General features: G+C 44.4%; 16 protein-coding genes. 3 read left to right on the top strand and 13 right to left on the bottom strand.

The annotated features are described in order from the left end of the window. Positions 1 to 205 precede the first annotated feature (205 nt). From ACPUEK_RS08360 to ACPUEK_RS08370, 3 genes are all read left to right on the top strand, one after another. A complete protein-coding gene (locus tag ACPUEK_RS08360) occupies positions 206 to 793 on the top strand; it encodes a Rha family transcriptional regulator (RefSeq protein WP_425642896.1) in 588 nt (195 codons plus the stop codon). Further along, positions 790 to 1,134: a hypothetical protein gene (locus ACPUEK_RS08365; protein ID WP_425642897.1), complete on the top strand. Its 345-nt coding sequence runs from the start codon at positions 790 to 792 to the stop codon at positions 1,132 to 1,134. Before ACPUEK_RS08360 ends, ACPUEK_RS08365 begins: the two co-directional genes overlap by 4 nt. Before the next feature lie 61 nt (positions 1,135 to 1,195). After that, positions 1,196 to 2,053 (top strand): hypothetical protein, encoded by an 858-nt coding sequence (locus tag ACPUEK_RS08370; protein ID WP_425642898.1) that lies wholly within the window; start codon positions 1,196 to 1,198, stop codon positions 2,051 to 2,053. 11 nt (positions 2,054 to 2,064) lie between these two features. Here ACPUEK_RS08370 and ACPUEK_RS08375 read toward each other — a convergent pair whose 3' ends face one another. From ACPUEK_RS08375 to ACPUEK_RS08435, 13 genes are all read right to left on the bottom strand, one after another. Beyond that, a complete protein-coding gene (locus tag ACPUEK_RS08375) occupies positions 2,065 to 2,220 on the bottom strand; it encodes a hypothetical protein (protein WP_425642899.1) in 156 nt (51 codons plus the stop codon). A gap of 15 nt (positions 2,221 to 2,235) precedes the next feature. Continuing rightward, on the bottom strand, positions 2,236 to 2,784 hold the full coding sequence (locus ACPUEK_RS08380; protein ID WP_425642900.1) for a hypothetical protein: 549 nt from the start codon (positions 2,782 to 2,784) through the stop codon (positions 2,236 to 2,238). Positions 2,785 to 2,994: 210 nt separating this feature from the next. Continuing rightward, positions 2,995 to 3,588: a hypothetical protein gene (locus ACPUEK_RS08385; protein ID WP_425642901.1), complete on the bottom strand. Its 594-nt coding sequence runs from the start codon at positions 3,586 to 3,588 to the stop codon at positions 2,995 to 2,997. A gap of 182 nt (positions 3,589 to 3,770) precedes the next feature. After that, positions 3,771 to 4,451 (bottom strand): DUF7217 family protein, encoded by a 681-nt coding sequence (locus tag ACPUEK_RS08390; RefSeq protein WP_425642902.1) that lies wholly within the window; start codon positions 4,449 to 4,451, stop codon positions 3,771 to 3,773. 2 nt (positions 4,452 to 4,453) lie between these two features. Further along, a complete protein-coding gene (locus tag ACPUEK_RS08395; protein ID WP_425642903.1) occupies positions 4,454 to 5,548 on the bottom strand; it encodes a phage portal protein in 1,095 nt (364 codons plus the stop codon). A 10-nt stretch (positions 5,549 to 5,558) separates the two neighbouring features. Beyond that, on the bottom strand, positions 5,559 to 6,641 hold the full coding sequence (locus tag ACPUEK_RS08400; protein WP_425642904.1) for a terminase large subunit domain-containing protein: 1,083 nt from the start codon (positions 6,639 to 6,641) through the stop codon (positions 5,559 to 5,561). A gap of 205 nt (positions 6,642 to 6,846) precedes the next feature. Further along, the gene (locus tag ACPUEK_RS08405) at positions 6,847 to 7,287 is read right to left on the bottom strand and encodes an RbsD/FucU family protein (RefSeq protein WP_425642905.1); all 441 of its coding nucleotides are present in this window, start codon (positions 7,285 to 7,287) and stop codon (positions 6,847 to 6,849) included. Positions 7,288 to 7,339: 52 nt separating this feature from the next. Continuing rightward, entirely contained in the window at positions 7,340 to 8,404 is a 1,065-nt protein-coding gene (locus ACPUEK_RS08410) for an ABC transporter permease (protein ID WP_425642906.1), read from the bottom strand. A gap of 1 nt (position 8,405) precedes the next feature. After that, the gene (locus ACPUEK_RS08415; protein WP_425642907.1) at positions 8,406 to 9,929 is read right to left on the bottom strand and encodes a sugar ABC transporter ATP-binding protein; all 1,524 of its coding nucleotides are present in this window, start codon (positions 9,927 to 9,929) and stop codon (positions 8,406 to 8,408) included. Continuing rightward, positions 9,926 to 10,540, bottom strand: coding sequence for a DUF2291 family protein (locus ACPUEK_RS08420; RefSeq protein ID WP_425642908.1), 615 nt, complete (start codon positions 10,538 to 10,540; stop codon positions 9,926 to 9,928). Before ACPUEK_RS08420 ends, ACPUEK_RS08415 begins: the two co-directional genes overlap by 4 nt. A gap of 55 nt (positions 10,541 to 10,595) precedes the next feature. Further along, positions 10,596 to 11,537, bottom strand: coding sequence for a D-ribose ABC transporter substrate-binding protein (locus ACPUEK_RS08425; RefSeq protein WP_425642909.1), 942 nt, complete (start codon positions 11,535 to 11,537; stop codon positions 10,596 to 10,598). A gap of 203 nt (positions 11,538 to 11,740) precedes the next feature. Further along, the gene (locus tag ACPUEK_RS08430) at positions 11,741 to 12,766 is read right to left on the bottom strand and encodes a substrate-binding domain-containing protein (protein WP_425642910.1); all 1,026 of its coding nucleotides are present in this window, start codon (positions 12,764 to 12,766) and stop codon (positions 11,741 to 11,743) included. Positions 12,767 to 13,144: 378 nt separating this feature from the next. Then, positions 13,145 to 15,214, bottom strand: coding sequence for a TonB-dependent receptor (locus ACPUEK_RS08435; RefSeq protein ID WP_425642911.1), 2,070 nt, complete (start codon positions 15,212 to 15,214; stop codon positions 13,145 to 13,147). Positions 15,215 to 15,353 lie beyond the last annotated feature (139 nt).

Genomic DNA, 15,353 nt, shown 5'->3' on the forward strand with positions numbered 1-15,353 from the left:
TAAACACAGAGGACTAGGACACGCCTCTATTACTTGTATGCGTGTTTTTTTACGTCCCGAATACACCTGTTATGGTGGGTCGTTCGGAGGGTGCTTGCACCCGCCGTCCCTGTGTACGGTAACGCCAATCCGTTCGACCCGCCACCCTAATGAGATTGGCGTCTCTTGTGTGGCGGTTAAAACACCAAATACACAGGAGGCATTTATGCCTAATCACACACCACAAATCCGTCTAGTGGACGGTACAACTGTCACCACTTCAAAAGATATTGCTGAAACATTTGGTAAGCGTCACGACGATGTACTCCGTAAAATCGCTGCGCTTGATTGCTCAGAGAAATTCCGTCTCCGCAATTTTGCGGAGACGGTCTACATGCGAGAGAATCCAAGCGGTGGTGAGCCAATCCCAACTAAGGCTTACCATGTGACCCGCGACGGCTTCACATTCCTAGCCATGGGATTCACTGGAAAACGTGCCGCCCAATTCAAAGAAGCCTACATCGAAGCGTTCAACGAACTAGAACGCAAAGTCCACCCAACACAACAAGTATCCAACGACATCGCCGACGCGGAAAAATACCGCCTGCTAAATAACATGATCCGCTCCATGGGCTTTATCAACGAGCCCGTTGTCGTGCCAGTGATCAACGTTGTACACCTCGTACAAACCGTCCGTTACCACCAACAACAAATCGCCGCCATGCAAACCCCACCCATGTGGATGGAAGACAACATATCCCAGCTTAAGCAAATGACCGGATTAACCCTACTAGACGACAGGGGCAACGCATGAGCCAAGAGCAAGCCATAAGCCAAGCGACACTACGCAAACGCCGCCAGCGTCAAAGCGAAGCGGAAAAGTACGCCGCTATGGATATCAAAACGGTATCGGTGCAGCTGTCCAGCAACGAGCGTAAGCAACTGGAAGAAGTGCGTCACTTCCACGGCGGCTACGACGTAAACGAATGCGTCGCCACACTGATCAGACGCGCATACCAAACCATGCAGGAAACCAAAGCCAACATCGAACCGTGCCAATTCTGCGGCGAGATATGGCCCAACACCTGCGACAAAAAATTCAAAGGCCGTGGGGAATGCTTTCTCACACACAAAAAGCGCGAATTGGCGTTGTAAGGGGTTGAATTTCAATTACTTTGCACTAAATAAAGGTTCAAGAATATGTGGGATTAAAGTAGTGAATAAAAAAATATATGTTATTGATCGAAATGTACTTTCTGACATAAAAAAGATGGCTTCAGGTCAGAAAAGTAAAGTTAGTAAAGAGCACCGGAAAGTTATTAAGCAAATGGATCATAGAGGTGCTGTGATTTGCACATTAGTGGCTGCTCGAGAAGGGCGATCTAGAAGTGTAGAAGATGCTGACGCGATACAAGCAACCCTTATTGATAATGCTAATGGCCTTACAGGAGGTTTTTTTAAGTATGCAAAAATTGATGTACTTCATAACATCAATATGAGCGAATCATTTATAGAAGGGTTTGAAGGAGAGTACTTAGAAGACATCAAAAATTCAGGTGGAGAAGAGTTCGTACAAGCTGCTGCGAGAATTGTGTCCCATCAAAAAATAAAGGAAAGTAAGCAATGGGAACAATTCCAGAAGTTGGTTGCTTTAGCAAAGGAAAAAGGTATTTATTCAGGTAGCCCTGTTCTTTGGTGTATGTCGGCTGCGATTTTTGGTAACGAAAGCGCGCGAAAGCTGATGAAAATTAAAGAAGCAGGCATCACTTCAACTTATAACTTTTTGAATGATATCTTTTTTTTAAAAAGATATTGGAATTTTTGCCATCATATGAAGCGAAATAATGAATATGCCCCTGTTATTCCAGTGACGTTTGACAAAGCTCTTAAAAAATATGCAGAAGACTTTGAGCTTCGTAGTACTAAAACAGTTCAATTAAATGATGAAGAGGGAGTATTCAGTGCTGAGATTGATTTGAGAGATGGCATTTTTAATAGGTCTACTAGTGAGGTTTTGGACTATATTAACAATGAGCTTAATGTTTTTAAGCTTAGGTATATGCTTAATATGTAAAGACAAACGCCCTAGTCGGGCGCTTTCTGTTTCAGCAGGTCTTTGAGCTGATTTTGTAGATCTTCCACCTGCAATATGACCTCGCCAGCCTTGTCCTTGGGTAAACTGGCTAAGTCGTCAAAACCTAGACAGGTGAGTGCTTTATACAATAATTCTAATCGTTCCATGATTAAGTTACTCCTTTAAATTTTAATTTTAGATATTATTTCCTTTACTTTGATGCTCGATGGGTGGTCCTCGGTGATAGCTTCCTGACCACCACTTTTATTGGACTCTTTTAGGATAGCCTGTGCAAATAGCGCTGCTCTGTATGTGTTTTTAATTCTGGCATATATTTGGATCATCAATAGGCCGTGATTTTCTGGTGAGCTGACTGTATTCTGCTCCAGCCATAATAGACCATTGTTTAACGCGGCAAACTGGTCTTGGAGGTTGCGGAGGTTGTAGCGTTGGTTGTTAGTTAATTGGTCGGCGATTTCAATATAGTGCGCATCTAGAAAAGGAGTGTTTAAAGGTACACAATAATCGACACGATAAAACTTCCGATACTCATCAACATTTTTTTTGAGCGTTAGTACTATCTCGTCAAGAGAAACGTCTATATCTTTTAATTCTTGATTTAAGAGGGTTTTCAAGCGTTTTTTTTGACAATGCGCCTTATAAAGCTCGCCTGCTTGAGAAAGCCCCCAGCCAACTGCAACACCAATCAACCCACCGATCAAATCACTCATAGTAACCCCGTCCAATACTTCTCAGTCATAATCACCAGCAGGTGACCGCTATCCCTTAGCTCTATGGCCTTTTGAATCTTGCGGCCATAACTGGTCGAAATCCAGTAAGGTGACGCCTGTGCGCCGATAATCACACAATCTATTGATTTGGTGCATCCTTTTTAGTAGTCGAATCCAGAACATTGGCAATGTACGTAAAGAAAGAGTGTATCAGTGCTGTTTGTGATCAGTATTTTTTTCATGTTCATGTTCATGTTTATTCTTTAGAAAAATTAGGTGATCGTTGAATTCTTTTTCGTATTTAAGATACCCTTCGGGAAGCAGTTTTGGTCGCAAAAAACAGCTTTTCTCAGGCTGATTTCCATAATGAATTTTAATGAAGTTGTTGTGATCGGCATTCTGTTTTATAGAGAAACCTGAATTAATAAAAAAATTCAAAGTGTCTTGGCTGCATTCTGATGAGACATTTCCAGTCTTATCTAAATTAGGCAAAAGATAGTTAAGGCATAATTTTCCATAGCCGCTTCTTTGATACTTTATAGGAACGCTGAATATGTGTAAGTGAGGAGCGCCTAAAGGTGACTCTTCAGCTCTAAATACAAAAGCGTTTGCTACGCAGTTTTTTTCTTCATTAAAAAAGGCAAAAAAAATGCCTATTCCTGAGTCTATGGCAGCCATACAATCTATAAAAAGCCCTAATGCCATATCTTCATCATAGGTGTTTTTCATAGGGTGGATTGCCGTATAAACGGCATTGATGATATCCAAACGATCAAATTTTTTATGATCATCGATAATCTGCATATACATAAAACAACCTATCAAGATTTACTGGTGGTATTTATCTAATACCTGTTTAAGTTATGTTGTTGCAAGGCGTAACCATGCAACTTAATAAGTTATTGTGCTGATTAGAAAAAAACAAGGATAAAAATGCCACTAATTCAGTATTAGAAAATTTATCTATTAGTGGAGCAGATTAACCCTTAATTCAATGCCGCCCACATATCCCCGCTGGCAAACGTACGCAAGATGTTTGATGTGCTTGGGTCGTTAATCAATGACTCAATCGCGTACGCTTGGCCCATTTTTCGATGGGTTTTATACAACGAATCCAATAACGCCAGCTCACTCTCTATCATCGCCTGCAAATCAGCCGTAATAGCCACAAATGTGGCTCTAGCGTTATACAGAACATCATTAAATTCATTCTCAATAATCACGCCACTGTCATAGTCGGATATACCTGGGAAGATTTGATCATTGATGCAATCCATCGCGCTGGCCAGTAGAGTGTTTGCGGTATCGCCCAGCGTGATGTTCATATCACTGATGATGCTGCTGCTACCATTCATATACAGTTCAATTTCACGCACCGCTTTTGCAACTTGCAAATCATCAACTAATGTTTCTAACCGTCTATCAATGTGGGCAACCAATAAATCACATTGGGCATTGTATCCAGTCAATGCCCCTTGGCAGTTTTTCACCACGGCTTGATTGGGGCGAGAGACATTAGGGTCATCGGGTTCAATTAAATATTTAGACAGTGTTTCGCTCAAATTGAGCGCGGTACTGCTAGATAATACGAGTTGGAAATTAGAACTGGCTTTGAATGGTTCATTGATACCAATAGCTGAATAAATTGCTTTATCAAAACTGAGCATGCTTACACCGCCTTTTTACTGTCTATTAACCAACGAGGCTCTTTAAACTCAATGCGCCCACGTTGCGGCAATACATCGTTTAACTCTTCCCATATCGCTTGCATCGGTAAAATCTCAGAGTCGTAATACACCTCACGAATATTTTTTAGGTCGCCATGTCCCGCCACATTCATCGGCATGATCGAGGCCAGTGCCGCCGGCACTCGATGTAAGTTGAGAATGTCCTGTTGGGTCACTTCTTTGATCTTGTCGTACTCGTCGTTGTTGCCGTAATCCCCAACGGGGATCAATTGTACGCGGTCTTTCGTGATACCTGTTTTACCGCCGACGGTAGATGACATATTGAGGTATAGTGATCGATAGTTGCCAGGTCCCTTAGTGTTGGTGATAGATTTTTCGATGTCCTCGGCCATATTATCGTCTAAATCAAACGTGACGAATATATACCCTGCGTGCGCTCCGTTTTGGTAATAGCGACGGCGAAACAGCGTGGCAGCTTCCCCCAGTAATATGGATTGCACACCCGCGAAATAATCCGGCACACCATAGATGCTTTGGCGTACATCATTACCCTGCAGGTGGATGATGTCGCGCGCCGCGAATTCCTGCATTGAGCCATCGTTATTCAAGAGCCAATAATTATTGTCGGTCCCTACGCGCATATTAATAGCCGGCAACCGAACGTAGCGATTAACACCGCCCAAACCATTGCGGATCGCCAATAGATAGCCATTTTCAAACACCAAATAATCTTGAAACGCCGCGCGGATTTCTTTGCGCGAAATCATCGGGTTCTCTTTCCAGTTGGCCAACAGTTGATTGCATTTAAACCCTAGAGCGCTGGCGTGGGTACCATTAGCGGACAGCAATTTGGATAGACCGGATAGACTCACCGGAGGAATGTAATACAGTGCATTAGAGTCTGCAAAAATCCCCAAATAGTCAGTAATACCGCCACTTAGCACGGGTTCAGGGTCGCCAAAACTAAACGCTTTCGCCTTCACTTTGGACGTTTCAGCGGGTAGCGACTGGGTAGACTCAACACTGTAAGAGCCATCGATGGTCGCGGGTAAGCGGTGGCGTGGTTTATCTGTCATGATTGATCCTTTAGCCCATCGCCATGCGCCCCTTACGAGCGCCGCGAGCGGGTTGTTTAGAATTGGTGTATTGGAGTTCGGCTTTCATCGCGTGGAAAACAGCCCACGCAATATCGGCGTGGCCAGCGTTGCCAATGCGTGCCGCGCCGTAAGTCAGCGTGCCGTTTGGCGTGGTAAGTTGTTTGATCAGCATTAATGACTGGGTCGTCTCTTTATTACCCATGTCATATTCAAAGCGTCCGCCGTCGATCAGGCGTTTCGCCCGTGTAACTAGGTCGGTTTTCTCAATGGCTGAATAGGTGATAGGGATGACATGTTTTAAATTCAGGTCAAGACAGCATTGGAAGGTGTCCCAACCTATGCCCGTGGTATCAATGCCACACCACGCCACGTTGTAACGTGAATACGCTTCTTTAATACGCTCGGCTTGATATGTAGACGTCATGCCTTTGAATTGCTCGGTTTCGATCACTCGCCACTTTTCACCCGCATGCAATGGCATTAGCAATACCACCAACGCCGCGTTATCTCGCACGCGGCTAGGATCGTAACCAATGGCAACAGGGCGGTTACCAACAGGTGATGTACTATCAAAATCAACATCGGTCCATGCGCTGTACGCATCCACCATACATTTCTGCAGCGTGGTGAACGGGAACACCGAATCGTTATCGTCAATGAATTTACAGCCAAACAAGTTGGCGTAATCATCCTTGCTGTACTCGGCTTTCAGCTCGGCAATATCAAACAGCGTACAACCGGCTTTCTCGGCATCTTCCACCGTGACCAAGTGACGCCATATCTTGTCACCACCCAAAGAGCCTTTTTTCAGTGTCTTATCAGATAGATCAATCTCGACTTTCTGTGCCTTAGATCGGCCTTTGTTGAATTTCTCCCCGCTCCAATGTTCGTACGCTGGGTGCTGCAAACTAGACGGCGTAGAGAAATACGTACGACGCCACTTTTTATGTGCGGCCATACCGCTGGCCAACTTCTGCAACTTCTCATAGCCGTGGATCCAAAACACTTCATCCACATACAAGTGGCCGTGGTAACCCTGCGCCGTGCTGCTATTCGTCGATAAGAAAAACAATAAGCGCCCTAATCGGGCGCTTATTTAAGACGGACTATTGTTTGTTTCCACTAACTGCCTTAAGCACTAGAGGGTTATTAACAGCATGGCTAAAACAGATCGGTGTTAGCTCAGCACTTGGTATTATCCAAAGGAGCAAAAGAAAAAAAGCACAGGCCAACAATCGCTGATCTGTGCTTTTACTGTTGAAGGCTTCCAAGTTATTTTAAGAAAAAATAACCCCTTTTTTCAATAAGAAGCAGCCGTAGCCTCTTGCTTCACCAGTGACGACAACTGCGAATGCTTTTTTTGCGGACTCATAAAAAGCAAAGCGTTCTAGTGATCCCATTTCAGCATTATTACTGTCGGCGGCTTTTAATATGGCGGCGAACTCTTGCTGTACGTCAGGCATCACCGATTCGCTTTCACCGACCACTTGCATACGAGTCACGGGTTGATCAACAAACGTATCCAATGGCAGAACGGATAAAATGGCTGTGGCCGCTTGTGTGACATTGACGCCATCTAATCGAATAATTGGTTTCCCAGCGGCAATGGAAGCCGCTGGGAAGTTACGATCAACCAACACAATATCGTCACCGTGGCCCATTGTGCGCAGTACGTTTAGTAATTCACCATTCAGTAATGGATCTATATTTTTTAGCATATTTTTTTCCTAATCACTCACAGGTTGAAAGCGAACAACTAACAGTCAGACTCTATTTTTCTTGTATGATGGCGGCTTTGTGCTGCAAGCGACTTTGTTTTTGGTCGATGATGACGGCAAGGATAATCACCACACCTTTAATGACCATTTGCCAAAACTCACTGACCCCCATCATCACCAAACCATCGGCCAATATACCAATGACGAAAGCGCCAATCAGTGTGCCCATGATAGTGCCGCGACCACCGGCCAAAGAGGTGCCACCCAATACCACAGCGGCAATGGCATTCATCTCGAACGCGATGCCTGTTGCGGGGTGACTTGCAACCAACTGTGAAGACACTACGATGCCGGCAATGGCGGCACAAAAACCAGAAATGGTATACACCCAAACTTTAACGCTACGTACTTTCACACCGGACAATTCGGCGGAATGTTCGTTGTCGCCAATCGCGAAGACATGGCGACCAAATTGTGTTCTTTTTGCAACATAGGCAATGATCGCTGCAAGGATAAACATCATCCAGATCGCGTAGGGCAGGCCTAATAATTTTGCAGAACCAATCAATTCAAAACCAGTATTACCAAGCTGTTCATTACCAGATAAGCCGGTAAACGTTTCACCGCCAGACAGCAGCATGGCCGCACCACGCACGACATACATGGTGCCCAAGGTACAAATAAATGGGGCGACGTTATAACGTGTTATCAAGATGCCATTTACCGCGCCAATCAAACCACCGATAACTAAGACGATAGGTACAACCAGCCAAACACTTGGAAAGATAGCAATGCCAAACATTGGCAACACAATCCCTTTGGTGATGAGCCAGCCTGCCACCATGCCACAAAAACCCAGAATCGCGCCGATAGAAAGGTCGATACCAGCGGTGATAATGACGAAGGTAATACCAAGCGCTAAGAAGGCGTTGATGGCAATGTGTTTTACCATGATGACTAGGCTGCTCGCAGCCAAAAAGCCTGGCACCATAAAGGTAAAGAATGCCAGAATTAAAAACAGCGCAATAAATGTACGCATTTTTAATGCAAGCAATAACAAGCTTTCACCAGAAAAAACAGACGCTTGCTGAGAGGCAGTATTTTGAGAATTCTTCATATTAAAGTCCTTGCGCGCTTGCTGATACAAGTGCAGATTCTGTTGCTTTAGAGCGAAGAATATTGGCGGTTAACTTGCCTCCAGACATCACCAAAATACGATCAGAGACAGCCATGATCTCTTTAAGGTCGGAGGTTGAAAACAATACGCCAATACCCAGCTCTGAAAGCTTTACCATCATGTTAAATACGTCGCCTTTGGCACCAATATCAATACCGCGAGTCGGCTCATCCAATAACAAAATTTTGGGACTGGTTAACAAGGTTCGACCAATAACTACTTTTTGCTGATTGCCACCGCTTAAAGCACGTATCTCAATATCGGGTGAAGACACTTTGATCGACAAATCTTTTATGGCGGATGTTACCGCCTCGGTCTCTGCCTTTTTATCAATGGCAAAACGATGTTTGAGCCGACGCCATAGACTCGAAATTGTCATGTTGTTGCTCACGGATGAAATTGGAAAAATACCGTTTTTTTTGCGATCTTCAGGAACTAGGCAAATGCCATAACGAATGCGTTCGCTGGTGTTCATTTTGGCGGTTACTTTATGTCCTGCTATTTCTACATCGCCGATATACTCTTGCAGGCCGAGTAGGCATTCCATTAACTCTGTTCGACCTGCGCCCATGAGTCCATACACGCCAACGATTTCGCCAGACTTCACATTCATCGAAACGTCATCAACCAAGGTGAGTCCCATTTTATTGATCAGTTTTATGTTTTTGACGTCCAGTACTGGCTCGCCAAATTCACGACCCGGTTTCAAGAAATTTGAGACGGGATCACTGCCCAGCATTTCTCTAACAATCCACGGCACATCAATGTCTTTTACGTTCGCTTCAGATTGGAAATGACCGTCACGTAAAATCGTTATGTGATCGCCGATTGCCATGAGTTCTTCTAAACGATGGGAGATATAGATAATCGAAACGCCCTGAGTCGTAAGGTCTCGAATGACTTTGAAAAGCAGTTCGACCTCGGTTTTACTTAATGCCGAAGTGGGTTCATCCAGAATCAGCACATCCGCTTCATCGGCCAAGGCTTTGGCTATTTCGATCAATTGTTGCTGACCAACTTTTAAGTTAGACAGTAATTCTGTAGGAGCAATATTCTGGTCAAGACGTGCCATTAGTTCAGCCGTGACTCTGTGTTGTTCCGCGGTATCGAGCGGCATCAAGCCATGCTGTTTTTCTCGACCCAAAAAAATATTTTCAGCCACGGTTAAGTTGCCAAACAGATTCAGCTCTTGGTGAACCATGCCAATGCCTTTGGCGGCGGCATCACGAGTATGCTGAAAAGACACGGCTTCATCGTTTAAATAAATAGTGCCTTTGCTTGGCTGCTGGACCCCGGCAAGAATTTTCATCAAGGTGGATTTACCTGCACCATTTTCGCCGATGATGACGTTCACTTTACCGCGATAAACTCGATAATCTACTTCGTTTAACGCGATAGTGCCTGGGTAAATCATGGAGATTTTTTCGGCGCGAATGACGACGTCTGCGTTAGTTTGACTCATCATTTGCCTCCAATAGTGATCTGCATTGGTACAGCATCACTGATGGTGTTTTGGTCTATGGTAATCGCAGCAATAACCGTGGCTTTTTTGCCAACCCAACCGGAGTCTGGTTCGCCAACCGATGCCATGGCGCGATTATTAAACTCTCGTGAAATTTGAGCAAAACGAATCTGGTTTTTAAAATCATCAAATAAAACGTATTTAGACGCGTCGCGAATAGCATTACCTTTGATAATGCGACCTACTTGAAGGTCGATATTGGTATCGCCTACTTTTATCGTTATCGCACCTCTCATTTTGCCTGATTTAACATTTTCGATGGTGCCATCTAAGCGGACAAAAAAGCTTTGCTTGGTGTTAATTTGCTTCGTATCCAACTGGGATTTAATGCTTTCCCATGACGTAAATTCTTGTGTCGCTTCAGGTAATACTTTTGGCTCCCAAAGCTGATCGGCCACTTCAGATAAGGTGAAGTCTGCAAAGCTAACGACGGAATTAGGATCTTTAGGAATAATAGGATTGCCATCAGCGTCTAAGTCGGTAACGGTACAGGCTGTCAGCAAACTAAGGCACGCAATGAGCCCGATAAATGGAAAGAGTTTTTTATAAGACATAATGATACCCAAGGAATCGGAGCCCTCAAAACAAGAGCTCCGAGTCTGGTTGTTATTATTTTAGAGCGAAGTTACTTAGATTTTTGGCGTTAGAGCTGTCAATTAAGACACAATCCATTAGCTGTTTTTCAGGTAATCCTGTTGAGCCTGTGCGGATGTATAGGTCTGCTTGCTCGGCAACACGTTGGGCTTGTGCGTAAGCTGGCTGCATCACGGTTGCTTTGATGTTAGAGCCTTTCAGAATAGAGTCTCTGACGTAATCTAAACCGTCAAAACCCACGATAAAAACGTCATTGCGACCTGCCGCTTGTAATGCAGCTTCTGCACCTAGAGCCATAGAGTCGTTACCAGTAATAACGCCTTTAATATTTGGGTTCGCTTGTAGAATGGATTCCATACGGCTAAACGCTTCTGTTTGGCTCCAGTTAGCGGATTGACGGGCTACCATTTTGAATTCTGGGAAGTTGTCGAGAATGTCATGGAAACCTTCACTACGTACTTGTGCATTGGTGTCTGACTCAGGCCCCAAGAGCTCAACGTATTCGCCGCCATCACCCATCAATTCGGCGAACTTTTCACCTGCGAGCTGAGCGCCTTGGTAGTTGTTCGATACGATTTGAGTGACAGCGATACCGGTTTTATTAATTTCACGATCGTATAGAAAGGCTGGGATGCCCGCTTTTTTCAAACGCTCTATTGAGCCAATACTGGCATCTGCATCAGCATTATCCAAAATAACCGCTTTGGCTTGGCGAGCTATCGCCGTTTCAATCAATTGGTTTTGTTTGTTTACGTCGCCGTCATGTGAGGCAACTAAAGTGTCATAGCCCAATTCTTTTGCTTTGGCATCCGCACCTTCAGCACCAGCTTTGAAAAATGGGTTGTCATGAGAGGGGGTAATGATAGCGATCAAACCGTTGCCAGCCATGACGCTAGCGCTAGCTAAGGTCAGTAAGGTTGCCGCAAGGCAAGATTTCAAAAAGCTTTTATTTTCCATTGTGAGTCTCCGGTATGCTTATTTTTATTAAAATATATCGAATAGCAAACGATTGCGTAATCGTTTGCTATTTTTATATTAAGCACTTAGATGTTGTCAATGCATTCTTGACCAAATGGAAAAAATCCATATTTATCATATGGTTAAGGTGGGTTTTTTATGAAAATGTTGTGATTTAACAACAATGTGATCAAGCGACTGAATTATAAGAACTTTTCTTCGGCAGAAACTGTGGCAACAGAAGATCTAATGACTAAGTTTGGTTCCAGCATGATCATTTTGCCTTCCTGACGCGGATTTTCAATGCGTTCAATCATGGTGCTGACGGCCAATTGCGCTAATCGTTCTTTGGGTTGATTTATTGTCGTCAAAGGTGGACTGAAGTAGGCAGAATACATACAGTTGTCATAACCGATCACAGACAGTTGTTGCGGAATTTTAACGCCTGATAATTGCGCTTCACTCATGGCACCCATCGCCATGGCATCATTGCCAACAAATACAGCGCTAGGCAAACTTTGGCAGGATAACAATTGACGCATACCTAATTTCCCACCTTCAAACTCAAAGTCTGATTCGATCATCCAGTCATCCTGAATGTTTAGGTTAGCGTCATTCATGGCCTCCATAAAACCTTCTAAACGCTGTTTAGCAGGTAGCTTTTCCAGTGGGCCGCCAATGTAAGCAATGTGCTTATGCCCTTGTTCAACAAGATACTGAATCGCCAGGTGAGCGCCTTTCACCGAGTTGTCTTGTATCCGATCTACGTAATCATCTGAAGGTCCCCAATCCATGACCACCATAGGTAAGCTGCGCTGACCGATCAAGGAACTAAATAACGAGTCATCATAGGCTGAACACATGACCAAAATGCCATCGACGCGTTTTTGCGTAAGCATTCGTAAGTAGGAATTGGTTTTTTCTAGTTCTCCATCGGTGTTACAAAGTACAAGATTGTAACCTTCTTGATAACAGTGCTTTTCGACAGCGTTGACTAATTCCGCGAAAAAGGGGTTCAAAGTAGTCGTGACTAACATACCAAGGCTTTTGGTATTTTTTACTTTCAAGCTGCGAGCCACAGCGCTGGGCGCGTAATTGAGCTCTCGGGCCGCTTGGAAAACGCGTTCTTGCGTTGTTTTAGCAACAAAACGCGTTTCATTCAAAACATGTGACACAGTGGTGGTCGAGACACCAGCCAGTAACGCAACATCTTTGATTGTCGCAGACAAATTTACGCCTCCCTTTTTGTAAACAATAGTTTGGATTTTTTAATAGATGACTTCGTAAAAAAACATATAAATCATAGGCTTAAAAACATTAGCCCTTATTAAGAGTGCTATTCAAAGCTCAACGTCATTTCTGGAAGTATACTTAACGGCATTGTAAAAATGCAGCAATAGTTTTTTCTGCTATTGCGCTGACTCATTATATTCGTGTGGAAGACTCTGTAAAAAGCGTTTATCAAGAGTCTTTTTTTAACTCAGAAGGTGCTCGGTATTTTTCGCGATTAAGGCATTTTTTATCGTGCTACCGGTATATGTGATGACGAGGGATGAAAAACAGCCGCATTAGCGGCTGTTTTGAGATGCTACGGTCGTTGCTAAAGACTACATGCGGTACGTTGCACTTAGGCCGACAGTGCGGGATTGACCGACCGAGGCGCGCGTTACGCGCCCACCATTAATTTGATAAATGATGTCCTCGTCGGTCAAGTTTTTGACATACCCATCAACCGTCAGATTACCGTTTATATACTGCAGACGAGCATCGGTTCGGACGTAATCGCCCGCTTTGTAGTCGCTGTTATTGTCTAGATCGGAGTAATATTCGCTTACATAAGTAACGTCGCCACCGAATGACCAATGATCGCCTAGGTATTGAGTAAAACCGGTACTGATATTGGTTTCAGGTGCACTAGGCAAATCGTTACCTTCGGATGTTTCGTAATGATCGATTTCGCTACGTAATATGCCCAGTGAGCCGCGCAATTCTAGATTGTCTGTGGCCCAAGTAAGCGCTTCAATTTCTAAGCCATAGGTATGAGCCGCATCAATATTATTGATGCGATCGTTATACATGGCTTGATAGTCTGAATAGTCGTTGTAAAACATCGATGCATTTAACCTCGCACCATTTTGAAACAGGCTTTTACTACTGACTTCGTAGGCAATCACTTCTTCACTTTCATAAGTATAAAACTCACGTGTCGAGTCCCATTGATACGCTGATCCACCTGGACTGTAACCTTTACGAATGTTGGCTCCTAGTGTTGTGCTGTTTGAAATGGCGTGGGTTAAGCCGATCTTTGGTAGAAAATTGGTCTCGCTGTCATTGTGGTCGACGTCGATAAGACCGTCGTTAATGATTAAGCGATCGGCGTCTTCTTGCTCAAGTCGCGCACCGCCGATTAAGTGCGTGCGCTGTGTCAAAGCGTAGGAACCTTCGCTGTAAAGCGCCAAGGTGGTGGTGGCCGTGTCATTCATTGTGAACCACTCTTGGCCACGATAAGTGATGTCGGTATCAGCGTCTTTTTTTGAGGCGTAGAAACCGATGACACCAGTGAGTGCGGCATCGGGTTGATCAAAGATGATGAGGTTTTCGAGCGTTGTCGTATCTTTACCAACGTCTAGCATCGTGTTGCCAGGGTACTCTTCAAAAGTGACATCGCTTTTACTGTACGCTAGACGCAATGAATTGCGCACGCCATTTTCTAGATTGTAGTCAATATCGGCGGCAATAGAATCGGTGGTCGAATCTTGGAGGCGCGTATTGCGGCGGTTGCCAAGTGTCATGGTTGGACCACTGAAATGGTCGGCTTCATCGTTCGCCCAGCTTAAGTATTCTCCATCGTATTTATGATGTTCAACTGTCAGTTTGCTGGAGAGGTTGCGATGGCTCGCTGGCTGCCATAACAACTTGCCGCGTAGGTTATAATTTTCAGAATCGTTAACGTCAGGCCCATTATTGAGTTCGTCTGTTTCTTGAGCGTACTTCATCCAACCTTCGCCTTTCGTACCGTCCAGTGCAATGCGGTAAGCCAGTTCTTCATCGATCAGTGCCCCTGAAGACATAGCGGCTAAATTGTATTTTAGGTTGCCATTTTCGTAATTCTCAAGACCTGCACGCACGGCAGCTTGGTCTGTAAACGTTGGATCATTGGTTTTGATTACCAGTGCGCCTGCGATTGAGCTTGTACCTTGGGTAGTGGATTGTGGACCGCGCAATACCTCTATTTGCTGAGCATCCCAAACACCGCTGGGCGTAAAATTATAGCCTGCCCAATCTTGTGTACCACCATCGATGACGGTTGCGATACGTGAACGCGCGCCCGTAATCAACGCATAACCGCCTGATGCTGCGCCATTTCCGCTCATGCCACGAATCGCGATGTTGCCAAATGAAGACGCCGTAACGTTAGGCGCTTGTGTTGCCACTTCTCGTAGGTTTTTGCTTTCGCCGCTGGCAAGATCTTCACCATTGATAACGGTAATCGCCGTGGTGGTATCTTTAATGCTCTTATCCATTTTTTCGCCGGTGATCATCAAAGTCCCCAAAGCAGTTGGCTCGTTGGCTTGGGCTGGTGCAGAGATGAGTACGCTGTTGATTGAAATGACTGAAAGGGCAACCAGTGAGAGGGAATTGGGGTGCTTTTTGAAAGCATTCAAGCATCGAGACATGGTAGTTATATCCTTAAGTTATCCAGATTCGAACGACAGAAAGCGCTTTCCATTGCGTTTGTTTAATTACGGAGCGCTGTTTAATTTTTATCTAAATGATAATTGTTTGCAATAAGGTTTTCATATTTTGATTTAATAA

The organism is Marinomonas gallaica, assembly GCF_049821165.1.
GTDB lineage: Bacteria > Pseudomonadota > Gammaproteobacteria > Pseudomonadales > Marinomonadaceae > Marinomonas > Marinomonas gallaica.